Annotated in this window: 31 protein-coding genes and 4 pseudogenes; 22 read left to right on the top strand and 13 right to left on the bottom strand. The window is 58.8% G+C overall.

Features of this window, described 5'->3' with window-relative positions; all coding sequences use genetic code 11:
- Window positions 1–8: 8 nt before the first annotated feature.
- The 12 genes and pseudogenes from ACS4RR_RS20475 to ACS4RR_RS20420 all read left to right on the top strand — a co-directional run bounded on the left by ACS4RR_RS20475 (window position 9) and on the right by ACS4RR_RS20420 (window position 9,982).
- A complete protein-coding gene (locus ACS4RR_RS20475; RefSeq protein ID WP_456189244.1) occupies window positions 9–743 on the top strand; it encodes an NADPH-dependent F420 reductase in 735 nt (244 codons plus the stop codon).
- Window positions 744–810: 67 nt separating this feature from the next.
- Entirely contained in the window at window positions 811–1,197 is a 387-nt protein-coding gene (locus tag ACS4RR_RS20470; RefSeq protein WP_246709835.1) for a GFA family protein, read from the top strand.
- Window positions 1,198–1,318: 121 nt separating this feature from the next.
- A complete protein-coding gene (locus tag ACS4RR_RS20465; protein ID WP_222387351.1) occupies window positions 1,319–1,615 on the top strand; it encodes a DUF982 domain-containing protein in 297 nt (98 codons plus the stop codon).
- A gap of 423 nt (window positions 1,616–2,038) precedes the next feature.
- Window positions 2,039–3,133, top strand: coding sequence for a glycosyltransferase family 4 protein (locus ACS4RR_RS20460; protein WP_456189243.1), 1,095 nt, complete (start codon window positions 2,039–2,041; stop codon window positions 3,131–3,133).
- 15 nt (window positions 3,134–3,148) lie between these two features.
- On the top strand, window positions 3,149–5,353 hold the full coding sequence (locus ACS4RR_RS20455) for an amylo-alpha-1,6-glucosidase (protein WP_456189242.1): 2,205 nt from the start codon (window positions 3,149–3,151) through the stop codon (window positions 5,351–5,353).
- Window positions 5,354–5,503: 150 nt separating this feature from the next.
- Window positions 5,504–5,992, top strand: a complete 489-nt coding sequence (locus tag ACS4RR_RS20450) for a hypothetical protein (protein WP_456189241.1) — start codon at window positions 5,504–5,506, stop codon at window positions 5,990–5,992.
- Window positions 5,989–7,206 carry an Nramp family divalent metal transporter gene (locus tag ACS4RR_RS20445; RefSeq protein WP_170261928.1) on the top strand — a complete coding sequence of 406 codons (1,218 nt, stop codon included), beginning with the start codon at window positions 5,989–5,991 and terminating at the stop codon, window positions 7,204–7,206. Before ACS4RR_RS20450 ends, ACS4RR_RS20445 begins: the two co-directional genes overlap by 4 nt.
- A 1-nt stretch (window position 7,207) precedes the next feature.
- Window positions 7,208–7,573, top strand: coding sequence for a hypothetical protein (locus ACS4RR_RS20440; RefSeq protein ID WP_170278652.1), 366 nt, complete (start codon window positions 7,208–7,210; stop codon window positions 7,571–7,573).
- Window positions 7,570–7,881, top strand: a complete 312-nt coding sequence (locus tag ACS4RR_RS20435) for a PRC-barrel domain-containing protein (protein WP_170278653.1) — start codon at window positions 7,570–7,572, stop codon at window positions 7,879–7,881. The genes ACS4RR_RS20440 and ACS4RR_RS20435 overlap by 4 nt, the downstream gene beginning before the upstream one ends.
- A 55-nt stretch (window positions 7,882–7,936) precedes the next feature.
- Window positions 7,937–8,162, top strand: a pseudogene (locus tag ACS4RR_RS20430) (hypothetical protein); the annotation flags it as partial.
- Between the two features lie 218 nt (window positions 8,163–8,380).
- On the top strand, window positions 8,381–8,842 hold the full coding sequence (locus ACS4RR_RS20425) for a DUF2231 domain-containing protein (protein ID WP_162118194.1): 462 nt from the start codon (window positions 8,381–8,383) through the stop codon (window positions 8,840–8,842).
- 444 nt (window positions 8,843–9,286) lie between these two features.
- A complete protein-coding gene (locus ACS4RR_RS20420; RefSeq protein WP_017963273.1) occupies window positions 9,287–9,982 on the top strand; it encodes an SOS response-associated peptidase in 696 nt (231 codons plus the stop codon).
- Window positions 9,983–10,469: 487 nt separating this feature from the next.
- Here ACS4RR_RS20420 and ACS4RR_RS20415 read toward each other — a convergent pair.
- The 3 genes and pseudogenes from ACS4RR_RS20415 to ACS4RR_RS20405 all read right to left on the bottom strand — a co-directional run bounded on the left by ACS4RR_RS20415 (window position 10,470) and on the right by ACS4RR_RS20405 (window position 12,129).
- Window positions 10,470–11,065: pseudogene (locus tag ACS4RR_RS20415) on the bottom strand (general stress protein).
- Between the two features lie 16 nt (window positions 11,066–11,081).
- A complete protein-coding gene (locus ACS4RR_RS20410; RefSeq protein WP_456189240.1) occupies window positions 11,082–11,396 on the bottom strand; it encodes a PepSY domain-containing protein in 315 nt (104 codons plus the stop codon).
- A gap of 343 nt (window positions 11,397–11,739) precedes the next feature.
- A complete protein-coding gene (locus tag ACS4RR_RS20405; protein WP_027668482.1) occupies window positions 11,740–12,129 on the bottom strand; it encodes a RidA family protein in 390 nt (129 codons plus the stop codon).
- Window positions 12,130–12,284: 155 nt separating this feature from the next.
- On the opposite strand from ACS4RR_RS20405, the gene ACS4RR_RS20400 reads away from it, so the two are divergent.
- From ACS4RR_RS20400 to ACS4RR_RS20375, 6 genes are all read left to right on the top strand, one after another.
- Window positions 12,285–12,878 carry a TetR/AcrR family transcriptional regulator gene (locus ACS4RR_RS20400; RefSeq protein ID WP_170278657.1) on the top strand — a complete coding sequence of 198 codons (594 nt, stop codon included), beginning with the start codon at window positions 12,285–12,287 and terminating at the stop codon, window positions 12,876–12,878.
- Between the two features lie 99 nt (window positions 12,879–12,977).
- Window positions 12,978–13,292, top strand: a complete 315-nt coding sequence (locus tag ACS4RR_RS20395) for an ArsR/SmtB family transcription factor (protein ID WP_170278658.1) — start codon at window positions 12,978–12,980, stop codon at window positions 13,290–13,292.
- On the top strand, window positions 13,289–13,648 hold the full coding sequence (locus ACS4RR_RS20390; RefSeq protein WP_170278659.1) for an SRPBCC family protein: 360 nt from the start codon (window positions 13,289–13,291) through the stop codon (window positions 13,646–13,648). The genes ACS4RR_RS20395 and ACS4RR_RS20390 overlap by 4 nt, the downstream gene beginning before the upstream one ends.
- A gap of 46 nt (window positions 13,649–13,694) precedes the next feature.
- Window positions 13,695–14,306, top strand: a complete 612-nt coding sequence (locus ACS4RR_RS20385) for an ATP-dependent Clp protease proteolytic subunit (protein WP_456189239.1) — start codon at window positions 13,695–13,697, stop codon at window positions 14,304–14,306.
- A 253-nt stretch (window positions 14,307–14,559) separates the two neighbouring features.
- Complete coding sequence (locus ACS4RR_RS20380) at window positions 14,560–14,778, top strand: hypothetical protein (RefSeq protein ID WP_260110355.1); 219 nt, start codon at window positions 14,560–14,562, stop codon at window positions 14,776–14,778.
- A 163-nt stretch (window positions 14,779–14,941) separates the two neighbouring features.
- On the top strand, window positions 14,942–15,199 hold the full coding sequence (locus ACS4RR_RS20375; RefSeq protein WP_017963287.1) for a GlsB/YeaQ/YmgE family stress response membrane protein: 258 nt from the start codon (window positions 14,942–14,944) through the stop codon (window positions 15,197–15,199).
- A gap of 78 nt (window positions 15,200–15,277) precedes the next feature.
- Here the strand turns inward: ACS4RR_RS20375 and ACS4RR_RS20370 are convergent.
- Window positions 15,278–15,527, bottom strand: a pseudogene (locus ACS4RR_RS20370) (pyridoxamine 5'-phosphate oxidase family protein); the annotation flags it as partial.
- A 115-nt stretch (window positions 15,528–15,642) separates the two neighbouring features.
- On the opposite strand from ACS4RR_RS20370, the gene ACS4RR_RS20365 reads away from it, so the two are divergent.
- Complete coding sequence (locus tag ACS4RR_RS20365; protein ID WP_260110356.1) at window positions 15,643–15,795, top strand: hypothetical protein; 153 nt, start codon at window positions 15,643–15,645, stop codon at window positions 15,793–15,795.
- On the top strand, window positions 15,792–16,853 hold the full coding sequence (locus tag ACS4RR_RS20360) for a Cj0069 family protein (RefSeq protein ID WP_260110357.1): 1,062 nt from the start codon (window positions 15,792–15,794) through the stop codon (window positions 16,851–16,853). The genes ACS4RR_RS20365 and ACS4RR_RS20360 overlap by 4 nt, the downstream gene beginning before the upstream one ends.
- A 336-nt stretch (window positions 16,854–17,189) precedes the next feature.
- Here the strand turns inward: ACS4RR_RS20360 and ACS4RR_RS20355 are convergent, their stop codons facing one another.
- The 3 genes from ACS4RR_RS20355 to ACS4RR_RS20345 form a co-directional block, all read right to left on the bottom strand.
- Window positions 17,190–18,044, bottom strand: a complete 855-nt coding sequence (locus ACS4RR_RS20355) for a DUF1236 domain-containing protein (RefSeq protein ID WP_260110358.1) — start codon at window positions 18,042–18,044, stop codon at window positions 17,190–17,192.
- A 101-nt stretch (window positions 18,045–18,145) separates the two neighbouring features.
- Window positions 18,146–18,541 (bottom strand): DUF1236 domain-containing protein, encoded by a 396-nt coding sequence (locus ACS4RR_RS20350; protein ID WP_017963291.1) that lies wholly within the window; start codon window positions 18,539–18,541, stop codon window positions 18,146–18,148.
- 129 nt (window positions 18,542–18,670) lie between these two features.
- Complete coding sequence (locus ACS4RR_RS20345) at window positions 18,671–18,943, bottom strand: BON domain-containing protein (protein ID WP_170278662.1); 273 nt, start codon at window positions 18,941–18,943, stop codon at window positions 18,671–18,673.
- A 794-nt stretch (window positions 18,944–19,737) separates the two neighbouring features.
- Here ACS4RR_RS20345 and ACS4RR_RS20340 point away from each other — a divergent pair.
- Entirely contained in the window at window positions 19,738–21,357 is a 1,620-nt protein-coding gene (locus tag ACS4RR_RS20340) for an arylsulfatase (RefSeq protein WP_260298235.1), read from the top strand.
- Window positions 21,358–21,429: 72 nt separating this feature from the next.
- Here the strand turns inward: ACS4RR_RS20340 and ACS4RR_RS20335 are convergent, their stop codons facing one another.
- From ACS4RR_RS20335 to ACS4RR_RS20310, 6 genes and pseudogenes are all read right to left on the bottom strand, one after another.
- Window positions 21,430–22,629, bottom strand: a complete 1,200-nt coding sequence (locus ACS4RR_RS20335) for a glycosyltransferase family 2 protein (protein ID WP_170257821.1) — start codon at window positions 22,627–22,629, stop codon at window positions 21,430–21,432.
- 302 nt (window positions 22,630–22,931) lie between these two features.
- A pseudogene (locus ACS4RR_RS20330) lies at window positions 22,932–23,106 on the bottom strand (DUF3606 domain-containing protein).
- 128 nt (window positions 23,107–23,234) lie between these two features.
- Window positions 23,235–23,633 carry a DUF6894 family protein gene (locus ACS4RR_RS20325; RefSeq protein ID WP_017963295.1) on the bottom strand — a complete coding sequence of 133 codons (399 nt, stop codon included), beginning with the start codon at window positions 23,631–23,633 and terminating at the stop codon, window positions 23,235–23,237.
- 162 nt (window positions 23,634–23,795) lie between these two features.
- Complete coding sequence (locus ACS4RR_RS20320; protein ID WP_170257820.1) at window positions 23,796–24,023, bottom strand: hypothetical protein; 228 nt, start codon at window positions 24,021–24,023, stop codon at window positions 23,796–23,798.
- A 169-nt stretch (window positions 24,024–24,192) separates the two neighbouring features.
- Entirely contained in the window at window positions 24,193–24,753 is a 561-nt protein-coding gene (locus ACS4RR_RS20315) for a hydrolase (RefSeq protein WP_170257819.1), read from the bottom strand.
- 5 nt (window positions 24,754–24,758) lie between these two features.
- Entirely contained in the window at window positions 24,759–24,935 is a 177-nt protein-coding gene (locus tag ACS4RR_RS20310) for a DUF3606 domain-containing protein (RefSeq protein WP_456189238.1), read from the bottom strand.
- A 431-nt stretch (window positions 24,936–25,366) separates the two neighbouring features.
- Here ACS4RR_RS20310 and ACS4RR_RS20305 point away from each other — a divergent pair, with 431 nt between their 5' ends.
- Entirely contained in the window at window positions 25,367–25,663 is a 297-nt protein-coding gene (locus ACS4RR_RS20305) for a DUF982 domain-containing protein (protein ID WP_017963299.1), read from the top strand.
- Window positions 25,664–25,847 lie beyond the last annotated feature (184 nt).

Below are 25,847 nucleotides of genomic sequence, written 5' to 3'. Positions count from 1 at the left end.
GAAATGTTATGAAGATCGGAATTATCGGCGCAGGGAACATCGGCGCGACGCTGGCGCGAAAGCTCGCGGCCGCTGGGCACGAGATCAAGCTTGCCAATTCCAAGAGCCCGGAATCTATTCGCGAGCTTGCAGCGAAAGTTGGTGCGACGGCAACGACCAAGCAAGATGCCGTGGCGGGGGTGGATATTGTGATCCTTTCCGTCCCGTTTTCGGCTCATCGCGATCTTGCCGATTTATTCGCAAATGTTCCCGAGAACGTCGTTGTCGTAGATACGTCCAATTACTACCCGTTCCGTGACGGAGCGATCGCCGACGTCGATGGTGGCAAACCGGAAGCGGTCTGGGTCAGCGAGCAGATCAACCGACCGATCGTTAAAGCCTGGAATGCGGTGCTTTCTGCGACGCTCGCGGAAAAAGGCGTAGACAAGTCGCAACCCGGCCGCATCGCCCTTCCGGTGGCAGGTGATGACCTCGGAAAGAAGTCGATTGTCATGCAACTGGTAGAGGCGACGGGCTTCGAGGCTCTCGATGCCGGGGGTCTCGCGACCTCGTGGCGACAACAGCCAGGCACGCCTGCCTATTGCACGGAACTGTCTGCCGACGAGCTGCAAACGGCGCTTGAAAAAGCTGATCAGAACCGCTCGGCGGGCAACCGCGATGCCCTGATCAAGGTCTTCATGGACAAAGGCGGCAGCCTTACTCACGATGAAATCGTAGCCCGAAACCGCACGGGGTCCGCGTGAGCGATAAGGAGACATCATGAAGTCCTCAGACCAATTCACGCCATGATGGCGGATGACGGGAGCTCTTATGCATAAAGGCAGCTGTCTCTGTGGCACAGTGAAATACGAAGTTCGCGGCGAGCTAGGTGCGGCGATCTATTGCCATTGTTCGCGTTGTCGCAAGGCGACCGCTACCGCATTCGCCAGCAATGCGCCCGTCGCGACCAGCGACTTCGTCATCATTGAGGGCGAGCCGGCGCTGAAGGCATTCGATTCTTCGCCAGGCGTTCATCGCCTCTTCTGTTCCAACTGCGGTTCGCCCATCATCAGTCGCCGCGATGCGGTGCCGGATGTCGTGCGCTTGCGGCTGGGGACGCTCGATACGCCGCTGCCAGCGCCGCCGACCGCGCATTACTTCGTCGCCTCGAAGGCCGAGTGGTACGATATACACGACGACTTGCCACAGTTCGCGTAGCACATCATCGATGCCAGCACGAAAGCCATCCCCGGTGACGATCTCAGCCAAACCGCGATCTTGAAGAGCGGAATTCCGTTGCCTAAATCAGCGGCACTCACGCCATGAAAGGAGGTAAACGATGGCACTTGATACTTTTGAAAACCCGATTTACGCGCAACGGAAGTACTTCGTGCAAGAGATCGCCGGGCTTGACGATCTTTTTGATTTTCTTGACGAATGGCCGGAGCAGAAACGCGATGTCACCTATGAGGTGATGTTGGACGCCTGCCAGAAAGCCGCCAACCGTCAACTTCCCGCGTCGGTCGTCGCGGCGAATTTCAGTCGCTTTCTCAGAACGCATGGCAAGCTCGCAGACATAGAAGACGTGCCCCCGCACCTGCGGCGGGTCAGCGATCGAAATGTCTCAGAGATCTAGTACCGAAGGTGATAGCCACGGCCCAGGGAGGCCCGAGGGGCGCGCGTCGCCCAGCTCATCCGTCCGGTTGAAAGTAGATGTCCTGGTAGGCGTTCAACGCCCTGGAGCCATCCGCAATTGCCGAGCGGTTCGACCGGGCTCCCTGCGTTCGCAATGACCACACTTCGAAGACGACGTCGGCGGCTGCCTGCGAAAGCGACGCGCTGTTGCGGAAGAAGACCAGCTAGCGAGCCATTGCGCCGGAACCAAAACACGCTCGCTGAGTTCGGCAAAATGAAGTCCTGATGGGACTGGGAAGGCCTACTGGAAAGGAGGACGCAGGAAGCAGCCGTTGCAAATTTAGGATTCAACTGCCGCATGCCTTTTAGTATGCGGCCCCGATTTTTGCGGTCGACTCTCTGCTCACCTGAGGAGATTTTGCCGATGAAGATCGCTCAGATCGCCCCGCTTGCAGAAAGTGTTCCGCCGAAATTATACGGGGGAACCGAGCGGATTGTTTCGTATCTTACCGAAGAGCTGGTGGCCCAAGGCCACAATGTGACGCTGTTTGCCAGCGGTGATTCCGTTACCGATGCCCGCCTCGTGCCGTGCTCGAACGTTGCCCTGAGGCTAAATCCCGCCATCAAGGACCACCTGCCGCACCAGATCCTTATGCTTGAGGAAATCCGCAGGCGCGCGCCCGAATTCGATGTCCTGCATTTTCATGTCGATCTGCTGCATTTCCCGCTGATCCGACATTTTGCCGACCGCACCGTCACGACGCTGCACGGGCGGCTCGACCTGCCTGATCTCTGGCCTTTCTACAAGGCGTTTCCGGATATTCCCCTGGTATCGGTCTCCAATGACCAACGCCACCCAATGCCGCCGGTCAACTGGTTGGGGACGGTCTATCACGGCCTGCCCGCTAGCCTCCTGTCTTTCACGGAAAAGCCGGCGGGCGGTTACCTCGCGTTCCTCGGACGGATCGCTCCGGAGAAGCGGCCTGACCGGGCGATTGAAATCGCCGCCAAGGTCGGCATGCCGCTGAAGATCGCCGCCAAGATCGACAATGCCGACAAACATTATTGGGAAACGGCAATTCAGCCGATGGTGATGAGCCATCCGAACGTTGAGTTCATCGGCGAGATCAACGATCATCAGAAGGCGGACTTCCTGGGCAATGCCGGCGCGTTGCTTTTCCCGATCGACTGGCCTGAGCCCTTCGGGCTTGTGATGATCGAGGCGATGGCCTGCGGCACACCGGTTCTGGCCTTCCGCTGCGGCTCGGTCCCGGAGGTGATCGACGACGGGATCTCGGGAATTTTGGTCGATACCGTTGCCGAAGCTGTCGAGAACGTCGAATGGGCACTGCAGCTTGATCGACGCAAGGTGCGGGCGAACTTCGAGCGACGCTTTACTGCGGGACGTATGGCAAGAGACTATCTCGCGGTCTACGGCCAGCTGCACGGATTTTGCGCAAAAGCCGCGCACCGCCGGCGCCCGAACCCTGAGATATCCATTGGCCAGGTTGTGGCATAAAAACCGGAGGCGACAATGACGACATCGGCAGGCGGCAATCCAAATCCCGCCGCAATGAAACAAGTGGCGCCGATAGCGCAGTTCTTCATTCCCGCTGCCGCGTCGCTGCAGGAACGGCAACCACGTACACTGAAGCATGGCGATACATTCGCGGTCTTCGACCACAATGGCGATGCTCTTTCCGGACCAGGAAGTCCCGACGGGCTCTTTCACCGCGACACGCGATATCTTTCGCATCTCTACCTGACGCTCGAGGATAGGCGTCCGATGCTGCTGTCGTCGACATTGCGCGACGACAACGCCACGCTCACCTGCGATCTCACAAACCCGGACTTCCTTGGCAAAGATGGAAAGCTGCGTCTCGAGCATGATCTCATCCATATTCGAAGGACACGCTTTCTATGGGCGGGGCGTTGTTATGAGCGCCTGGCAGTGACGAACTATGACGACAGCGATCATCACCTGCGGATGAAGCTGCAATTCTTTTCGGACTTTGCCGACCTCTTCGAAGTGCGAGGCACCGTGCGGGCAAAAAGAGGCCGTAGCCTGCCGGCCGTCATCGAAGATGGAAGCGTCCTTCTGTCCTATATCGGCCTCGATGGAAAAACACGGACAACCCGCGTCTCGTTCGATCCGGCTCCCGATGAACTCGCACCGGATCTGGCGGTCTACGACCTCCACTTGAGCGCGCGCGGCAGTCGCTCGATCTTCATCGAGATCGACTGCGACCGTTCGGACAAGGATCGCCGCGTCAACGGCTTTTTCCTCGCCATGCGCGATGCTCGACGGGCATTGCGATCGTCGATGGCAAGGACGGCATCGGTCTCGAGTTCCAACCAGATCTTCAATCAGCTTGCGCGGCGAAGCGTGTCCGACCTTTACATGTTGATCACCGACACGCCTGAAGGGCCGTACCCTTATGCCGGGACGCCGTGGTTCAGCACGGTGTTCGGCCGCGATGCGATCATCACCGCGCTGCAGACGCTCTGGCTGGATCCAGCCATCGCAAAGGGGGTACTTCGCCATCTCGCCGCCAACCAGGCGACCGATATCAATCCCGCTTCGGATGCCGAACCCGGCAAGATCCTCCATGAGGTTCGCTTCGGTGAAATGGCCGAGCTGGGGGAAGTTCCGTTCCGCCGTTACTACGGCAGCGTCGATTCGACCCCGCTGTTTGTCATGCTGGCGGGGAGTTACCTGGACCGCACCGGTGACACGGCCACCCTTCATCAGCTTCTGCCGCATATCGAGGCGGCGCTGACCTGGATCGACGAATATGGCGACCGCGACGATGACGGCTTCGTCGAATACGGGCGCCAGACCTTGGAGGGCCTGATCAACCAAGCCTGGAAGGACAGCCAGGATTCGGTCTTTCATGCGGACGGGACACTCGCCAAGGGACCGATCGCGATTGCCGAGGTACAGGCCTATGTCTATGGCGCGTGGCAAGCGGGCGCGGAGATATTCCGCCGGCTCCACCGGCCCGAGCGCGCGGCGAAATTGCTGGCGAAGGCAGAAGCGCTGCGGCGTGCTTTCGACCTCCGTTTCTTCGACGAGGAACTCGGTACGTTCGTGCTGGCGCTGGACGGAGACAAGCGAGCCTGTCGGGTTCGCTCTTCGAATGCCGGCCATGCTCTCATGACCGGCATTGCCTACCCCGAAAGAGCCGAACAGGTGGTTCGCACCTTGATGAACGCCTCGTCCTTCTGCGGCTGGGGCATTCGCACCATTCCCGCCACCGAGGCGCGCTACAACCCGATGAGCTACCACAACGGCTCGATCTGGCCGCACGACAACAGTCTGATCGCCATGGGGCTTGCGCGCTACGGCTTCAAGCCAGCGGCAGCGCAAATCTTTGAAGGTCTGTTCGCAGCCTCGACCTATATCGATTTACGCGGGCTTCCCGAGCTGTTCTGCGGTTTTGCCCAGCGGCGGTCGCACGGACCGACCTTCTATCCCGTGGCGTGCTCCCCGCAGGCCTGGGCCGCGTCAGCGCCTTTGTCGTTGCTGCAATCGTGCCTCGGCCTGGATTTCGACCCGAACGCCTCACAGATCAGCTTCAACCAGCCGCGCCTGCCGGCATTCCTGGATGAGATCACCCTGCGGCATCTTATGGTTGGCTCCGGATCCGCTGACGTCGCCATTCGCCGATCCGGCCGACAGGTCGTCGTAGACGTCGTGGGTCGCAAGGGAGATGTACGCGTTCTCACGACCGCTTAGTTCGGCAACCTCCGCAGCATCTGCTCGGCGGCCCCACCCAAAGGTGCCCCCTGCGCTTGCGCACAAATTTGGAACTTAGACGATCGATAGCGGGTTAGTTGATGATCGAATTTTTATGACATTGCCTTGTTTGCAGTGAGGAGATGCATTTTGATCCTGTGTTTGTTGCGGAGCAGCTCTACCGACGTTGCAAAAGCTTCGATGTCACAACTTTCGCGGCATAAGAGGCGAGGCAGGTTTCCTCGATTTTGGAAAATAGCTTTATCGGCGTTTCTATCGCTGTCCCTCGTCTCCTGCACGAACGAGAATGAGCGGTTCGATAAGCAAATGCAGCAGATCCTCTCCTGGAGTGCCAGCGCCGAAATGATCCTCGATGCCCGCATCGCTAAAAATGTTCCAGAAGGTTTCACCGATCTCGCAGTCGAGAAATGCCAGACGGAGATCTCCGATATCGCATCACAGCTGCCGCAAACGGCGCGAACCGCCCACGCCAGAGCTGCCGTCGTCATGCTGAATGGATTGATCTCTGCGGCGCATGACGAGATTGGCCATGGCCGCCTTGAACAGGGGCACCAGCACATCGCCGAGCTCCACCGCTATCAGGCCGAACAGCGTTCGACCCTTGGAGCGGGCGGATGAAAAAGCTGCTTCAGATATCACTTGGAATCGTAACCAGCGTCGGAGGGTTTATCGAAACCGGTCAGATTGCGACCTCGGCCCAGGCCGGCGCAGCATATGGATTCAGCCTGCTTTGGGCCATTGCCATTGGTACAGTCTGCCTCATTTTCCTGATCGAAATGTCCGGGCGATTTGCCATCGCCAGCCACCACACCGTTGCGGATGGAATGAGAGAGCGATTTGGATCGAACTATTTTCTGCTCACGCTGCTGATCGTTTCGATCGTCAATCTTCTCGTCCTGGCGTCGGAGATCGGCGGCGTTACCCTGGCATTGCAGTTCGTCAGTGGCGTGGACTATCAGTGGTGGGCCTTGCCTGTCGCCTTCATCGTGTGGCTTCTGCTCTGGAAGGGCACGTTCGGCATGATCGAGGACGGCGTCGCTATACTGGGCCTGGTAGCGCTGTGCTTCGTGGTCGGGGTATTCGTCATGGATCCGCCCTGGCTGGAGGTGGCCAAAGGTCTGGTGCCGACGCTGCCGGACAAACAGCCGCTGCACTATGGATTCATTGCCGTCAGCATTCTCGGTGCCGTCATCGCTCCGTTCCTGTTCCTGTTCTACTCGTCAGGCGCAATCGAAGAAAAATGGGACAAGAGCTTCTTTGGCGCCAATCGCGTAATCTCGACGCTCGGCATGAGCTTTGGCGCCGTCATCGCAGCCGCAATCTTGATCGTGGCGGCACTCGCCTACCCGCCGCGCGGCATCACCGACATCGAAGGGTATGACCAAATTGCGCCGATCTTGACTCCGGCTTTGGGCAAATGGGGTTTTTACCTGTTTGCAGCCTCGCTTGGCATCACCTGCTTGGGCGCCGCGCTGGAAGCTAGCCTCGGCCAGGCCTATCTGGTTGCCCAGGGTTTCGGCTGGAACTGGTCGGAAGACGCCAAGCCGAGGACCAACCCGGCCTTCTCGCTCGTCTATACGGGTTTCATCGCAGTTGCCTTCATGCCGATCGCGATTGGGGTCGATCCTCTCCAACTCACTATTTTTTCGATGGCGATCACGGCCTTGGCCTTGCCCTTTGGCGTGGTTCCGTTTTTGTTTTTGATGAACGATCGGAATTATGTCGGCGATCATGGCAATGGATGGATCAGTAACACTGCCGTGCTGGTCATCATCGGCCTCTCGTTTATCGTCGCTCTCATAACCATTCCGTTGCAAATATTCGGAGGATGATATGCTTCTGATCCGCGACGTTCTTGACAAGCAAATGGTTGACGAAGAGCAAAATCGTATCGGTAAGGCAGACGGGATCGTCCTGTCCCTGTCTGATGGGAACGCGCCCGAGGTCGCGTTCATTGAGATGGGCAGTTTGACGCTGTCGCGGCGGCTGGGCCGCCGGCCCCATCGCTGGATGCTTTGGATTCGCAGGGCCGCAGGCGCAGAGGGTGCGGCCGAGATTTTTCGTGTGCCATGGGCAAAAGTGAGAGACGTGGGTGTCGACATCGAAGTGGACGTGGATCGACGCGTGACGCCGTTGGGGCGATGCCAGGAATGGCTGGAGCAGCACGTGATCAACCGGATACCGGGAGGGCAATCATGAAAGAGGTCCAGCTCGAGTTGCTTCTGGGCAAACAGGTCTACGACCTTGACGGCAAGCCTGTCGGGCGTGTGGAAGAGGTCAGGGCAGAAGCACGCGGTGAGAATTTTTATGTCATCGAGTATCACCTCGGTGCTTACGGCCTTTTTGAACGGCTGTCCGCCCTGGCCATTGGCCGCGCCGTTCTGACCGCCCTGGGGGCGGCAGGACCTGGCAGCAAGATATTGGTACCATGGGACCAGCTCGACATAAGTGATCCAGAGCATTTGCAGGTGACATGCGGCAAAGCTGCCCTACAGACTCTTGGCTGAATCGGTCGGCAATAATCGATTGTAGATTGCGATCGCTCTCCCACCAAGACCCTGCGGCAACGTCCGCATCCTGGATCGCGACAAGCCGATCGAGATCGCCGGCGGCTGCTATGGGGTCCCCCGAGCAGGCGTACCAGCGGCTGATCGATGGGCCGAATCTGAGATGGTTCGTCCGGTCGCGCGCCCCGGCAGACCGCATGCCATCGTCGCGCGGTAGCCCAGAAGCTGCCTCCGGCATTGACACGATCAAGCAGAAGGACGTCAGGCCCGTGGGTCGGTGATCCCGATCGCGGCCAGCCGTGATCCCGATCGCGGCCAGCCGTGATCCCGATCGCGGTTCAGTCGTGATCTCAAAGTCGTTGTCATGAGCGATAAGCCCTGGAAAACCTGAAGCCTTCGCAAACCTGCTCGAAATTGCCTTCATCCCCGACGAGCCGGGAACCGAACATGCCGCCGTTTGTTTTCACAGCGCATAAGCTGAGCACGTCGGAGCGAGCACATGAACCCGAAAAGCACGTTGAGCATCGCCGGCCATCCGATCCATCCCATGTTGATCCCGTTCCCGGTGGCCTTCTTCGTCGGAACGCTTGTCACCGATATCCTTCACAGCCAGTCCGGCGACCCGTTCTGGCCGGCGGCGTCGAACTGGATGCTGGCGGCCGGCCTCGTCATGGCAGCACTGGCGGCACTCGCCGGATTGACCGACTTCTTCGGCGATAGCCGCATCCGCAGCTTGCGGGCTGCGTGGTTTCACATGATCGGCAACATCGTCCTCGTTCTGATCGAGGCCGTCAGCCTTTGGCGTCGGGTCGTACAGGGCCCTGATTTCATCGTGCCGACCGGGCTGGCGCTGTCTTTGATCGCCGTTGCGCTGCTGCTGTTCAACGGCTGGAAAGGCTGGGAAATGGTGTATCGTCACCGGGTCGGCGTCAGCGAAGAAACCGGCAATTCAACGCGGTGAGGGAGGCGGCAAACGTCCGCACGTCTAGCGTCCTCTGGCCGACGGACAACCCTCCTTGCGGCGCGCAAGGACTCGAGCCGGGTTTAGATCGCCTTCAGTCCGTAGCTGTCGTTTAGCGATCTCGAGGTAGACGACCGCTTCGCGCCCGGTCCGGTCCATTCACAAAAAGAGGACCATGGAGCGGAAGCATAGCGAGCATTCCGTGCCGGCGAGCGCCGCCAGCTGCTTGCGACTGCCCTGTAAGCCGGATGTTGTTTGACACCAGGTTCCGGAATTACAGGGAATATTACGGGGCGGATCCTCCCACTTCATCAGCAACGTCTTAAAAAGCAATTGCCCCGGATTGGGTATCGATTGTTCGGTTCCGCACGGGAACGGTTCTGTTGCCTTGACCTGCCGAGGCAGGATTACATCTAAATAAGTAGTTCCCAATGGCATGGTCGAATGTGTAGTCGCGTTTATATCAAGGAATCGCTTCACGAGCTTGCGCGTAGGTTCGCTTTCGCCGGACAAGGCGACCTTGACGGCTTGGTTGACCGCATCCCTCGATATAACGGCGCGCCGCGGCTGGTCTACGCGATCATCATCCAAGACGCAGGGCCGGAGACGGATATCATGGCGCCGGTCTTTGCAATGGCGGTATGGGGCCTGGTGCCCGCATTGATGAAACCGAGCGACCGGCGTCTCCCATTGATCAATATTCGCTGCGAAAACATTGCCACGCATGGACTTTCCGGACCTGCCTATCGGTCGCGCCGCTGCCTGATCCCAGTCAATGGCTTCTTTGAGTGGAAGTACGCCAGCGGCCGGGACAAACAACCTTATGCTGTCGCGATGAAGACCGACGTTCTGTTCGCTCTTGCCGGCATTTGGGAGGTCTGGCGTCACCCGGCTGGCATCGATATCCGCACCTTCGCTGTCATCACCTGCCCGTCGAATGAGTTGATGGCGAACATCAGTAAACGAATGCCCGTCATCCTCCGTCAAAAGGATTATGAGCGCTGGCTATCTCCTGATCCAAATCCATCCGACCTGATGAAGCCATACCCGGCGGAGCTTATGACCATGTGGCCGACCGGAACGGGCGTTGACAGCCTGAAGAACACCGGCCCCGAAATCATCCAACCCGGTTGCTCTTGATCCGCAGCGTTGGAATTGTCGGCCTAGCTGAGGGGCCGCAACCGCCGTCCATGCTGCCATGACGTCAGCCATCTTGAAAAGGAATAGAGTATCGCGCACCTGAACACAATAAGAACATCGGCGCTGCGGCCGCCAAATCTGAAGATCAGAACGTCTTGCTCATAAGCAGGATAGGAACCGGAGCCCCGCCACGCTCGTCGAAGAATTTCTTGACGGGTTGGTACCAGCAGGCGCGATATAGTGGCTCTCCGGCCGCGGTAGCTGCCAGCTCAGCACGGGCGAAACCCTCAGCCTTGGCGGCACGCTCTTTTGGCCCTTCGAAAATCTGAAATCTTCGCAAACCTGCTCAAATCTCGAGGGAGGCGGCAAACGTCCGCAAACTCCATCGCAAGAGCTTCCCTTGGGCCGGCATAGGGACGGTTTCGCGTGCTCTGGCCGACAGCCAACTCTCCTCGCGAGGTGCAAGGAGGGTTGAACTCAAGGCCGATTAAACGGCTGTCCGCCGATACCGGTCGCGCTCTTGCGCGATCTGCTCGGGGGAGTAGCGATCGGGCGCGTCGTCGAACCGGGTCCATCCCTGCTCGTTATAGGCACGCCGGCGCCGACCGGGTCGACCCGGTTCGAACCCTTGAGGATGGCCTGCGCCTCGGAGGCGCGGGCGTCGTCGACCTTGGCCGTGACCAGGCTGCCGCCACGGCGGACACCTTCGGCATAGAGGTGGGCATCGTCTTGCGAAACACCCGAGTCGGTGAGGGCGCCGATCAGGCCACCAACCGCACCGCCAGTGACGGCGCCGGCGACAGCCCCGGCCGCAGTCACGGCGAGCCAGCCTGCGGCAACCGCCGCTCCGACACCAGGAATGGCCATCAGGGCCAGTCCGGTGAGCAGGCCGCCGGCGCCACCGACGGCAGCGCCGATGCCGGCGCCGATCGCTGCATCCTCGGCAACGCCGGAGCGATGGACCCGGCCAGCCTTGTTGGAGACGATACTGATGTCGTTCGAGGGAATACCTGCCGCTTCCAATTTGGTGACGGCGGAGCGAGCGTCCGAATAGTCGTCGAAAACTCCGGTTACAGTTCTCATGATGCTTCTCCTTGGGCTACCTGGCGACGATGTTGCCTCGATAATCGAGGGCGGAGACGGCTTTCCCGTCCTTCATGCCGCAGGCCATCCAGATCCCATTGTCGTCGAGCTTGAGATTCTTGACTTCGGTGTAACCCGCTTCCGCAATACGATCCTTCGCCTGAGCTTCGGTAAGGCTGTTGGCGCCCTCAACGGGCGCAGTCGGATTTTTGGTGTCTGGGATTACAACCGCAGATATATCTCCATCCGCAGGTGGAGCCGGTGTTGTCTGGGCAAGGGCTGCAACTGTAGACGTGCAGAGAATGGTCGCCGCAAAGGCGATCTTCTTCATACGTGGTTCCTCCACTTTGCGGATCAGATGAAGATCCTTGCGGTCAAAACACGCAGATGCGATCTTTGTTCCCGGAGAATATGTGCTTGATTTTTCTACATATATGGCAAGGCAGGCGGCCTGTCGGACTATTCTCTATCGTGCCGGGCCAATGCAAGCAGACAACAATGGAAGGGACATCCGGTGATCCATGCCACGCCTGCAGGAGGCTTCTGAGAGTGAGATCGGATCTTTAAATCTAAAGTTGTGATACTGTCTAATGGTCAGGAGGTGGCAGGGCGGGGCCGCTCTTCTGCCGGGCGCTTCGTGCGGCGACGGATGCGGCCCGCCGATGTCAGTGACTTCACGGAATACGGGCAATGACCTTGATCTCGAAGTCGAAGCCGGCGAGCCAGTTGACGCCGATGGCGGTCCAATTAGGGTAGGGCGGCTTGCTGAACATCTCCTGCTTGACCGCCATGATCGTTCCGAACTGGTTTTCGGGGTCTGTGTGGAAGCTGGTGACGTCGACGATATCATCCAGCGTTGCGCCGGCGGCACTCAGCGTCGCCTTCAGGTTTTCGAAGGCAAGCCGCACCTGGCTTTCGAAATCGGGTTCGGGAGTCCCGTCCGAACGGCTGCCGACCTGTCCGGACACAAACAGCAGATCACCGGATCGGATCGCGGCGGAATACCCGTGCTTTTCGTAAAGAGCGTGCCTGTCGGCCGGAAAAATTGCTTCGCGTTGGGTCATTCTGATCTCTCTTCATTGTTGACAACGACCGTTGAGCGCGACGTATCGCTTCACATCTCACGCCCAGTTTGATATACGTGTCGTATGTGAGATGTATGGGATACGCATCATATGTCAAGTCCATATACGATCCGTATCTGAAATTGAGGGATCGCATGGCCAGGAAACGCAGCGAAACGATGCAGGAAAACCGCGTCAAATTGATCGCGGCGGCGCGAAAGGCTTTTGCGGAAAAGGGCTACGCCGCAGCATCGATGGACGAGTTGACGGCCGACGTCGGGCTGACACGCGGCGCGCTCTACCACAATTTCGGAGACAAACGCGGGCTGCTGGCGGCGGTGGTCGATCAGATCGACACGGAGATGGCGGTGCGCGCGCAAGAGATCGGGGCGCGCGCAGGCAGCGATTGGCAGGGCCTGCTCGCCGAGGGTGCGGCCTATATCGAGATGGCGCTGAACCCGGAAGTCCAGCGCATCGTTCTGCTCGACGGACCTGCGGTGCTGGGCGATCCCTCGCAGTGGCCGAGCCAGAACAATTGCCTGCAGGTGACCAGGACCACCGTTGCGCGCCTGATCGCTCAAGGCATGCTCAAGCCGCTCGACCCGGAGGCGGCCGCCCGATTGCTGAGCGGCGCGGCTCTCAATGCCGCCCTCTGGATCGCCGCCAGCGAAGACCCAGAGAGCGTGATGCCAAAGGCGGTCGAGGCTTTCCATGCCTTGGCGGCAGGCCTGCTGGCGGAGCATTTGTGATCTGCCAAGGGCGAAAGTCGAGCGAAGGGACGGGCGACAACGGAAAAGCCATCGAGAAACAGACTTGCGAATCGCATAAGTGTGTGCTTATGTGTTTGCATGATCGAGAATGACATTTTCCGAGCCTTGGCTGACCCGACCCGCCGCTTGATCTTCGAGAAGCTGGCGGCGGGCGGCATGAACGCCAGTGCCCTGCGTGAGGGCATGGAGATCAGCCAGCCGGCAATGTCGCAACACCTCTCGGTTTTGCGGAGCGCAAAGCTCGTGAGGGAAGAACGGCAGGGGCGTTTCGTGAACTACGAAGTCGATCCGGACGGGCTGGCTCTGATCGCACAATGGTTGGCGAAATATCGCGCCTACTGGCCTGCCCGCATCGAAGCTCTCAAGGTCTTGCTGAAGGATATGGACCAATGAACGATCAAAAGGCCAAGGAGCAGAAAGACGGCATCGAACTGGAGTTCGATCTGGATGAACCGCCGCAAAAGGTCTGGCGGGCAATCAGCATTCCGGAATTTCGGGAAAACTGGTTGCCGAAAGACGCTTTAGCCGATCCCGCCCCGGCCACGATCACACCTGGCGAGGAAGTCCGTTATAGCCTGCGCGACGACGCTCCACCCTTCCTTGAAAGCACGGTGACGTTCACGATCGTCCCGAACGCGACCGGCGGCACCCGCCTGCGCATTATCCACGAGCTTACCGACACGAAGCTTGACCGGATGGCGAAAACGGCCGCGAACAGCAACGCTCCGGCCCTCATGCTCGCCGCCTGACGCGGCAAGCTCTCCCCTTTGATTTCTGGAAGATTGGAGTTCGCCGATGCGCGAAGCGATGCAACTCGTCCCTATGGTCATAGAACAATCCAGCAGAGGGGAGCGGTCCTTTGACATTTACTCCCGCCTTCTGCGCGAACGCATCATCTTCCTCAACGGCGAGGTCAACGATACCGTTTCCGCTCTGGTCTGCGCCCAGTTACTGTTTCTTGAGGCCGAGAATCCAAAGAAACCGATTAATCTCTACATCAATTCTCCCGGCGGCGCCGTGACCAGCGGCCTCGCCATGTACGACACCATGCGCTTTATCCGCGCGCCGGTTCATACGCTTTGCATGGGGACAGCCCGTTCCATGGGATCGTTCCTGCTGATGGCAGGCGAGGCCGGCGGAAGAGCTGCTTTGCCCAATGCCAGTATCCTCATTCACCAGCCATCGGGTGGCTTCCAAGGGCAGGCTTCCGACATGCTGATTCATGCCGAAGAAATTCTGAAGACCAAGCAGCGCATGACGCGGCTCTACGCGGAGCATTGCGGACGCTCCTATCAAGACTTCGAGCGCGGGATGGATCGCGACCGCTTCATGACGGCGGAAGAAGCCTTGGAATGGGGTCTTATCGACCGTATTCTAAAGATTCGGGAAGCCGAAGTTCCCGATTGAAGCGACACACTTGTTTTCCTGACTGTTGCAACGTCGCAGAAAGGACGGTTTTGCGATGTCGGCAATGTCTGCTGTTGGCGCAAATCCGCTCCGCGCACAGCGGAAAATATGCCGAGCTGGACCGGGAAGCCGCGGACTTTTAGGGAATGGTTTTGGTATGGTCTCGGGCTCGAGATAAATGCCGGACTTGCAAAGGCGGTGGAACAGCTGAGCGACCATGCTCCGTGTGGATCGATCAGAGGAGGAAAAGGTCATGAGCAAAAATAATTGGAAGGTCGGGCTTCGCGCCAAGCTGGAGCATCTCGTCGACGACTGCGTTGTGGCCGGGGCCAGGCAGCAGGACGTCTTCTATGCGATCATCAAGGAGATCGCCAATCTGCGAGCAGCCCTTGAGCGCGACCCCGACCCTGCCGACGACGATGTTGCCGTCATAGAGGAGCCTGCGAACGATTGGCCGGCAGCCGACAAATGACCTGAAGCAGATCGGGGAGGGGCACGCGAGCGCTTGGGGTGCTTATGGAACCAACTGGCGCGGGAAAGATTTACAGTCTTGTCGCTTGGCAATCGGTTTAACTTGGATCTGCGAGATCTGATTGCCCGCGCCGGCCGCTCATCATTCACAAGGGGGAATTGCTATGGAAAGTGCAGGTATCGGCTGGATCGCCGCAATCGTCATCGGCGGCATTGCCGGCTGGCTCGCCGAATTGCTCATGAAGAGCAACATGGGCGTGCTGATGAATATCATTCTGGGTATTGTCGGCGCCATCGTCGCCAACTTTATCCTGTCGCTCTTCGGCGTCGTCCTTGGCGGATGGCTGGGTTATCTCATCGCGGGCTTCATCGGAGCCTGTATCCTCATCGCTGTGGCGAGAATGGTCAGGCGGACGGCCTGATCAAACAGGAGGCGGCCTCGCAAACCGGCCGCCTTCATCGCGTTTTCGGGTTGGCGCTCACGCTTGGTCGTCCGGCGTTCAGGGATTGATCCAGCGGGAGGAGGTCAGCGCGCCCAGACGGTCGTAGGCAAAGACTGCGCGTCGGTTGTCGGCATGGCGCAGCTGGAACCAGTCCAGCGTTTCGGCTCGGCCGAAGAAGGCCCGTCCATCGGCGTCTGCGATCCTACCCTCGCTGGCCGATTTCATGGCCCGGCGGCCCGCCTATCTAGGTGGTGCGCGGCGATCGCGGCAGCAAGCTCCGGGCCTCGGCCGCGCCTTCGCTTGCCGGCCTGCTTGACAGGGCGATCCTGCTTTGAGAGTTTTGGCTCATGGGGCAGCGATCGCCCCACGAGGCTAAGGCCGAAGAATCGCGTCCTTGAACCCGCATCAACGGAGGACGCGCCATGCCGTCATTTCTTGAAATCACACCTGACAAGCTGAATCTGATCGTCGGTACATCAGGCGCCCAGAGGCTGATCGACGTCTGCTGTCAGCAGGGACGCAAACTCGGTCAAGGCGCCTTCGCCTATCGCCTGTCGTTGGAGGTGCATCCATGACGAACTCGCCCCCAAGGATTGCCATCATCTGGCGCGGCGACCGGGATGCCCGGTGCGCGGCGACGCCGCAGAACAACCGCTTCCACCGGATCTTCGAAGAACTCGCGGCAGTCGGCTTTGCGCCGGAGCCGGCCGTCTTCGACGAAGAGTTCGCCGACGAGGTCCTCGAACAGCTCCTTGCCGTCGACGCCGTGCTTGTCTGGGTGAACCCGCTCGATGATGGGAAGACGAGAGAGATCCTCGATCCGCTTCTGCGGCAGGTGGCGAAAGCCGGCCGATTTGTAAGTGCGCATCCGGACGTGATCCTCAAGATGGGGGTCAAGGAAGTGCTCTACGAGACCAGGCATATCGGCTGGGGCGTCGACACACGTCTCTATCGCACCGGCGCGGACTTCCGCCAGGCGTTCGTTCCAACCTTCCTGGCCGCCGGACCGCGCGTGTTGAAGCAAAACCGCGGCAACGGCGGACAAGGTATCTGGAAGGTCGAATTCACCGGAGCCCCACGCGGCGGTGGGACCTTGATCAGTGTGCTGGAAGCGAAATCAAGCAGTGTCCCTGAAACCATCGATCTTTCAGACTTCATTTCCCGCTGCGACACCTACTTCACCGAGGGCGGCTGCATCATCGATCAGCCGTTTCAGTCCCGTCTGCCCGAGGGCATGATCCGCTGCTACATGTCTGGAAGCAGGGTCGTCGGCTTCGGACAACAGTTGGTCAAGGCGCTGGTGACGCCACCGTCAGGACCTGGTGGGGAACCACTTCAGCCCGGCCCACGCATGATGCATCCAGCATCCGCAGAACCGTTCCAGACCTTGAGGACAAGGATGGAAAGCGAGTGGACGCCGGAAATGATGTCGACGCTTGGGATCGAAGCAGCGTCGTTGCCAATCATCTGGGACGCCGATTTCCTTTACGGGCCACCAGACGCTGCAGGCAACGACACCTACGTTCTCTGCGAGATCAACGTCAGCTCCGTCTTCGCCATTCCTGACGAAGCCCCTGCGGAAATTGCACGGGCGATGGCGTCGCGGCTAGAGCAATCCAGCAAAAGTGCATAGCTTTTTTTGCGTCGGGAATTGCGTGAAAACAAAGAGATAGAGTATTTTCGCGATTCGAAGAATAACGGAAATACTCTAAGCCGGTCGCGACTGTAACTCTGTCGCCGGCGCATCTTCTGATGTGCGTCGATCATATCCATGAATTGCAGGCGGAGACGGGCGGCACGCCCATCCGCCGCCTGATTGCTCCCCCCGGGGATTCCGGCGGCGCGCAAGGCGCCGCCGGGACATGTCTACTAAAGCAATTCCAGGAAAAGTGCGAAGCGGTTTTCCGTCCGGAGTTGCGGCGAGAGAGAGGTTGAGCGGTTCTGCGGTTCGATGAAAAGCTGAACGGATCTAGGCCTCGATGATGTAGACAATCTCGAGAGTATCGGGATCGACGATGATGATCCGGCCATCCGCAAGGATGAAGAAGCGGTAGTCTTCATACTGCGGAACGATCTTCACGATGCGGGGCGGCAGTGGTTCGAGACGAACCTTCTTCGGGATCTTCGTTCCGACGGAGACCGTGAAATTCACTTCCTTCACCGGCGCAACATGGACCTCCTTCACCGCTGTTCGAATTTCAGTCTGCTGTTCGACGGAAATGTTGACGTTGGTCTTGGACGTCTGATTGTTCGTCGTGGTGTTGTTGTTGACGTTGGTTTCGGAAGAGCTCTTGTTCGTCGTCGAAGAGTTCTGGTCGGTCGGCTGCTTCGTGGTGGCGGCGTTGCCGGAGCCCTCCGCAGGCTTGGCATTTTGCGTGCTGCTGTTCGTGCCTGAGGTGGCTGAGCCGCTTGTATCGGTGCTGCCGGACTTGGCGGCGGGCTTCTGTTCGGTCGTGGTGGCGCCGCCGGCGTCTTGCGATCCGGGTTTGGCTTCTGTCGAAGACTTGGTGGAGGCAGTTCCGCTCGTCGAAGAATTATCGTTCGAAGGCTGCCCGGCGCTCTTTTTCATGTCCGAGCCCTGGCCGGATTTCTGCTGCGATGACTGGTCCTTGCCTTGTGGGCAGGCTCCCGACGCGTCGGGGGTGCAGTCGGTGCCGGTGGTCTTGGAGCCGGACTGCGAACCGGCATCCGTACCGGTCTGTGAACCGGATTGGGCCTGGCCGCCGCTCTTTGTGTTCTGTTGGGCTGCGGCGGGCAATGTAGCAAGTGGAGAGACACTGAGTGACAGCGCCGCCAGGAGCATGGTGAGATGCTTGCTTTTCATGATCAATCTCCGAGGTTTCGGGCACGCGATTCCATCCCGCATTCTCATGCGTTTGCATGCATGCCCTAATTATCGTAAGGGCGGCCGAAGCCGCCCGAAGGTCACTGAATGACCTGGATGACCTTCCGGGAGGAAGGTTCGACGATCACACGCTCATCATTGACGATCGCGTATGCATATTTGGGGTCATCGGGAACTGGCGTGACGACCACGGTCTCCGGCAGAGGTTGTCCGACGACGACCTTCTCCTTGACCACGACGCGCTTGGTCGGGGCGGGAGCCTGCTGAACATAGGTCACCACCTTCTGCGGCGGCGGTTCGATGGCGCTGCCTGCCACGCCGCCGGCGATGCCGCCGACAGCAGCACCGACCGGGCCACCAACGGCTGCACCCGCTGCAGCGCCGCCTGCTGCGCCCGTGACCGTCGACGACTGCGCAAAGGCTGACGTCGATGCCAACAGGATGCCGGCGGCGATTCCTACTAGTTTGGTATTCATCTGTTTTCCTCCTTGGATGCGGTTGGTTCCGCTGCGCAGCCAAACCGAAAGATGGAGGAAGTGTTCCTGACGTGGGACTTCATGCCGGGGTTTGCTCAGACCTTCGTCCTATCGGCAGGATTCGGTTGTCTACTGCGGGGGAAAACGGCTCAGCATCCGGTCCTGGACGTTCTCTTCGCCGACGATCATCGCAGCAAGCGAGATGGCTTTCTCGCGGTCTGCGGCGTTGCTTATATAGCCTTCGAGCAGGACGACAGGACCGAGCATCCTGATCTCGATCGCACTGCTGTCGATATCCGGATCGGCGGAAAGCACCGCTTCGATCGTCGCGATGGTCGACGCCGAACTGTGGCCTTGCGAGCAGCGCTCTTCGTGATTGGTGTGATCGGGGCCGAACTTCATATTCTCCTCCTATCCGCCCCTCCACGGACCTTCACCTTACTTCGCATGACATATGAGCAGCGTCTCCTGACGTCGCCAGCCGGACTTAAGTCCGACTTTCCTTCGGCCCGATCCGGCTTAGATTCTCCTGATCCTTGTTGAAAGGACATCAGGGAGGTTTTAGCGATGTCGCTGAGTTCCAGTCAAAACCTCCCTGATGATTTATCGATCAGTGCCAGCGGGAGAACCCGCCTTGCGAGGTAAAGGGAGGCGCTCGGCCGATGGTACCTTCACGGTAAATCTCGTGTTCGATGTCGAGCATCGGGGCCATTTGGAATGGCAACGATGGGCCAACATCAATTGAGGCGAAACTAGGAAAATTGGTGGCGGCCCGCCGGGCACGCGTCCGCAGTCACGGCTTCGCCCCGATCACTTGTCTATTCTTGTGTCAAATCACACGAATTCAGCCGACCTGCTCTACCGCCAACGCTCCTGCTATCGGCACGCGAATAGCGAGCGTTGAAAGAGATGTCTGTTTCCTTTCAAGAAATTCCAGAACGGCCACGGCTGCCCCAAGGTACAATATCGCGGCGGAACGCCGTTTGGTAGGTTGCGCGCCGTGAGCCTCCTTTCGCAAACCAACGGACCTCACGCTCGGGCGGTGCGGTCCCACTTGACGACCGTCCGGAACTGAAATTGCTCCAGTTGTTTCGATTGAATTCAGAGTGAATACGCGACTGCGGCGCTCGTTGAATTTTGCTGCCGTGCGTTCGGATGGTTCATCGTTCGGCCGGAAATCACAACGGAGGAGTCACATGTATCGCAAGATCATCTGCGGCATCGGAGCATTGGCTGCTTCGGCCGTTCTCTGGGGCGCGCTTGTCCCGGCGCAGGCACAAGAAGCGCAAAAGCCCAATATCGTCGTCGTCATGGGCGACGACATTGGCATGTGGAACATCGGCGCATATCACCGCGGCTTGATGGCCGGCCGTACGCCGAACCTCGACAAGATCGCCGCCGAGGGCATGCTGTTCTCCGACTATTACGCCGAGGCGAGCTGCACGGCGGGCCGGGCGAACTTCATCACAGGCGAGCTTCCGATCCGTACCGGCATGACCACCGTCGGGCAGGCAGGTGCCAAGACCGGCCTGCCGGCGGAAGCCGTGACGTTGGCGACTGCCCTCAAGGACATGGGTTATGCCACCGGCCAGTTCGGCAAGAACCATCTTGGCGACCTCAACGAGTTCCTGCCGACGGTTCACGGCTTCGACGAGTTCTTCGGATATCTCTATCACCTCGACGCGATGGAAGATCCCGCGCATGCCAACTACCCGCAGGACTTGCTGGACAAGGTCGGGCCGCGCAACATGGTCCATAGCTGGGCAATGACAACAGACGACGCGACCGTAGACGCGCGCTGGGGGAAGGTGGGCAAGCAGAGAATCGAAGACGCCGGCACGCTCTATCCGAAACGGATGGAAACGGTGGACGACGAGATCCGCGACCAAGCCCTGAAGTTCGTGGAGAAGGCCAAGGCGGAAAACAAGCCTTTCTTCCTGTGGCTCAATCCGACGCGCATGCACGTCATCACTCATCTCTCGCCCAAGTATGAGGCGCTGCGGACTGCGGCGAATGGCTGGTCGCTCCAGGAAGCCGGCATGGCTCAACTCGACGACGACGTCGGCCTGGTGATGCAGAAGCTCAAGGATCTGGGCGTCGACGACAACACCATCGTCCTGTTCACGACCGACAACGGCACGGAGACATTCACCTGGCCGGACGGCGGCAACACACCCTTTCGGGGGCAGAAGGGTACGATCTACGAGGGCGGCTTCCGCGTGCCGGCGTTTATTCGCTGGCCCGGCCAGATTCCTGCCGGAACTGTGGAGAATGGCCTGATCTCCGGACTCGACTGGCTGCCGACATTCGTCGCCGCTGCCGGAAATCCGAACATCACGGACGAACTGTTGAAGGGAAAGCAGATCGGAGACCGGACCTATAAGAACCATCTCGACGGCTACAACCAGTTAGATCTGCTCACTGGCAAAGGCCCATCGAAGCGCCACGAGATCTTCTATTTTGGCGAAAGCACACTGGGCGCGGTGCGCATCGATGACTACAAGTATCGCTTTATCGAGCAGCCGAATGGCTGGCTCGGAGCCAAGGAGCATGTCGACGCGCCGTCGATCACGAACCTGCGCCTCGATCCCTTCGAACGCCTGGGCACGCCGGGAAACGGAACGCTGGACGGCGCACAAGGGTATTTCAACGAATGGTTCATGTTCGAATTCTGGCGCTTCGTGTTTGTCCAGCAGGAGGTCGGGAAGCTGGCGGAAACCGCCATCGAATTCCCGCCGATGCAGAAAGGCGCGAGCTTTAACCTCGACGCCGTCAAGGCGCAAATCGAGGCGGCTAGAGCCGCAATGGCGAAATAACCGAAAATATGTTGCGGGCGGCTTGCAACGGCCGCCCTCTGGCCTCCACGAAACCACCGCTGGGATGCCGGCTCAAATGTCTGCTTTTCGCGCCCGGCTGCGGAGACGGGGCTTGTGGTTTATAGCCATCGGAGTGAACCCGTTCGCTAGAGGCTCAAAGATTGAGCTCAGCTTGGCATCCACCTCCGTCAGCCGCATCAGGTGTCGTCGAAATTGTGCGGTCTCATCCGGCCGTTCGACAGGGGAAGGGATAATTTGCGGGTCGAATTTCGGCCTAGTCGTTTGCGGCGGATCTTGACCGTTTGCTGTTGTGGTCACGAGACGAAGACAATGTTGTATCAGGCGCAGGCATTTATCGAGTACAAGTCGAACCACGAAATATGGCTCGCTTCGTGATATCGAAAAAATGGTTGCAAGTGACAGATATGTGTTCCTGGCTTGGCGGAATTCCCAAAATGCATATTTCTGAGTTGCGTTGGTTGCGCTTCGCGCTGCGTATTTTGGAAGCGGAGCATTTGCGGCCAGCGAACGCCTGACAACTTCCAGAGCGCTTTGGCCCATTTGCAGGTGATTGGACGACATGTTGCCGGGATACTGCCTGTATCCCACCAGGCGTTCGGGGATGACCTCGACATGATAGCGCGCTGCCAGCCTGAGTTCGAAATCGAGGTCTTCGCAGCCGCCAATTCCTGCTGCAGCATAGGAGCTGTCAAATCCGCCAATCTCGAGCGCGACATCTCGACGGACAAGAAGCGCGCTTCCGTTGCCAACATATTTGAAAGTCAGATGCCGGGCGTAGATATATCCTCTGGCGACAACCGGCCGGCAGGAGCGAATGATCTCATCGTCGTGATTGATGATATAATGCAGCACATACACGGCGGCCCACTGTGGGGATAAGCGCTCGAGAGCATTTACCTGCTTTTCGATTTTTGTCTGGTGCCAGAGATCGTCCGCGTCAAGGAATGCCAAAAATCGACCTGTTGATGCCTGGATGCCGGTGTTCCTTGCAGCGGCAACGCCGCGATTTGCCGTGGACAGCAGGCGAATCCGGGAATCTTCCAGTGCCACTTGCTCGACCACCTTTGCGGTATCATCGGTAGAGCCGTCGTTGACGACTATGATCTCCAGGTTCCGGTAGGTCTGGCGCCCGGCAGATCGAAGTGTACGTTCAACGAAGCGGGCAGCATTGAAGGCGGGAATGACCACTGAAACCAGCGGCTGGGTCACATGACGAACGTCCCTCAGATTCTTGTCTGAAGAGGAAAACATTCCAGATCTCTCATTCGGCCGAACACTGATTATAGTCGTTCTGATGATGGGTGAGCGCTGGGATTGTCGCGGTGTTCCTGCGGATAGGTTGGACGCTGAGTGTTTAGATCTCAACCCTTCACGTTGGGAGCACCGCCGTCTAAATGCATGGGCAAAAAAGGCAGAACAGTCAAACCGCATCCTAACTTCGTTGCGGGCAACCGAAAATAGACTTTGGTCCGATGCAGCTGACGGGGTACGGAAACGTACGAGCCGCGGGCGTCCCGCATGGACGTGCCACAGTGACCGTCCAACGGCGCTGTTCACTTACGGTCGAGTTTGTCTTCGACCTTCTTGCGGCTGTTGCCGACCGCCTTGACGGTCTTCTTTACCGCGTCTTTTGGCACGCCTTCTTTCGTCGCCTTATACTTCACTTCGTGCTCTTAGCCGCCGGCGACGTGCGCGGTCCTGAGCGCGGCTTCGAGATGGTGTCGCCATGTCTGAAGTTTTTCTTTCGGTTGCCAGGAAGAAACCGAGGCTGATTTAACAAGTCCCCTCGCACCTTCGCATACGCGACGACGGGTTTAATCCAACGCCAAAAAGAAAGCCCCGCGCGAGAGGCGGGGCTAGTAATTTTCGACAGAAGGAGTGGGTCGCACAGAAGCAGCGAAGGGTCGCGGCGTCAAACTTGCCTCCGCACGGCCCGGCCCCTTACTCTCACTGAACGAATTGGTTCCGGAGCCGGCGGACATACCCAACAAGGTGGAACTACTCGGTTGGTGGCTTCTCGCGATCTCGGTGATGGCGGCATCGACGGCAACCTCGCGAAGGATCGTGCCTTCCTTGCCGCAGATCGCGATGCCAAGCGGAATTCTTTGCTTTCTGGACAAAAGAGCCGTTGCGACTATTTCTTGGAGCCTCTCCCTGGCTGCTTCAATTGCAACAAAAAGGTCGGGGAATTCCCGGCCCTCGGTGTCCAATACCGAACCATCCATGTGCGTGATATGAAAGTACAGCGTCAGCAAGGCACACCTCCTTCACAGGTGCCCACTTACGCTTGATCTGCTTCAGAAGTTTCGGTCAAAACCGTACAGTTGCTCGAGCGGCGCCAGCGCAGAGCTTGGAAGAGCAGCCACCCAGCACCAGAGACGGGAACTCGTGAGACAGGCGCGCACGGCAACTCTGCTTCACTGCGCATCGGGCGGTTCGCCGACCGGTCCATCAAGTCTCTTGGAGAGCTCGAGCGGCAGCGCTTCACGAAATCCCGTCGTCTGAATCAGATCCACGGCGGTCGTAAGCGCAAGTCTGCCGCGACGGCTATCGATGGTGCAATGATGCTGTGAGCACCAGTCCCGCACCGTATCGATGACACATTCGACATCCTGGTCGGAAAGAGAAATCAGGGATTGCAGCATCGTTTGCTCCACTATTCTCTAGCGCAGAGAGACGACGTCTCTCCAGGTTCAAGATGACAAAAGATCTGTGTGACCAAAAAGATAGTGCAGTTTTGTGACGATTTAAATGAGCGCATGCGAACGGAGCGATATCGTACGTTCTGGTAGCCGGCGCCGAAATGGACCAGCCTCAGCGTCGGCCTTCTTTCACGACTGATCCCTGGGTCGCGTTCACTATAGCTCGCCGTGCGTTAGCCTTTTGGCGGCTCGAGGAAAGCAGAGCGTCAAGCCGAACCGGCTGGAGTTCACGTGCATCGACGCCGACATCGAACTGACGGGGGACCGGCTTCAGCCTGCCGTGGGAGTGTCCGTGCAGATTGATCGAGCCCTTGCCCATCTTGTTCCAGGTTCTAAACGCGTAGTGGCATAGCACCAGATGGTAGCCGTCCAAGGCCAACTCTTTGTAATGCTGGACGCTGCTCCAGCCCGATGCATCGGTCGTCGCCTCTGTATCGTTGTTGCCGACAATGAGATGTTTCCTGCCGTGCAGGAGGTCGAGGAGCGTGTCGCAATCGCCCGCCCGCGATGACATGAAGTCGCCCAAATGCCAAACTTCGTCGTCGATCCCGACGATCAGGTTCCAGTTCCTGATGAGGGCAAGATCGTGGGACACCATATCAGGGAAGGGTCGCCGATCGATGCGAAGGACGCGAGAGTCGCCGAAGTGGGTGTCGCCGGTGAAGAAGATCATGCTGATCACTTATGATCGAGTCTGTCTTCGACCTTCTTGCGGCTGTTGCCGACCGCCTTGACGGTCTTCTTTACCGCGTCCTTTGACGCGCCTTCCTTCATTGCCTCGTACTTCACTTCGTGATCCAGGCCGCTGGCGACGCGTGCGCGGTCCTGAGCGCGGCCTCGAGATGGTGTTGCCATGTCTGAAGTTTTCCTTTCGGATTCCAGGAAGAAGCTGAGGCTGATTTAAGAAGTTCCCTCGCTTCGCATGTTCGCCGATGCGTTCAAAACAACCTCCAAAAAGAAGCCTCGCGCGACGGGGCCAGCTAATTTGCGACAGAAGGAGTGGGCCGCACAGAAGCAGCGAAGGGTCGCTGTGTCCAACTCACCTCCGCACCACCCGGCCCCTTACTCTCACCGAACGAATTGGTTCCTGAGCCGGCGGATATACCCAACGAGGTGGAACTACTCGGTGGGCGGCTTTTCGTGATCTCGATGATGCTGTGAGCGCCGGTCCCACACCGTATCGATGACACATTCGACGGTGACGATCTCGGCCAAACCGTGATCTTGAACAGCCGATATTCGTTGCCTAAATCAAGGGCACTCAATGCCATGAAAGGAGGTAAACGATGGCACTCGATACTTTTGAACACCCGATCTACGCGCAACGAAAGTACTTCGTGCAGGAGATCGCTGGGCTTGACGATGTCTTTGACTTTCTCGACGAATGGCCACAGGAGAAACGCGATATTACCTACGAGGTAATGTTGGAGGCCTGCCGGAAAGCAGCCAATCGCCAGCTTCCCGCGTCGGTCGTGGCGGCGAATTTCAGCCGCTTTCTCAAAAAGCATGGCAAGCTTGCAGACATAGAAGATGTGCCCCTGCACCTGCGGCGGTTCAGCGATCGAAATGTCTCGGGTATTTAGGACCGAAGGCGATGGGCGCCGGCCAGAGCGGCCGATGGGGCGCGTTGCGCTCCTGCCGTATCCGTCGAAAGCGACCGTGATTGGTTGCGCCGCCCCCGTGGAGCTGCGCAGGCCGAAGCGCCCCGCAGCTTCCGCGACGTGTTCACACGAAGTCAGGGCTGAGAAACGGTCGCGCATGACATGG

This window comes from Rhizobium zaerense (assembly GCF_051810725.1).
Classification (GTDB): domain Bacteria; phylum Pseudomonadota; class Alphaproteobacteria; order Rhizobiales; family Rhizobiaceae; genus Rhizobium; species Rhizobium leguminosarum_I.
The sequence above is the reverse complement of the archived record's forward strand: the minus strand, read 5'-3'. Positions and strand labels throughout refer to the sequence as shown.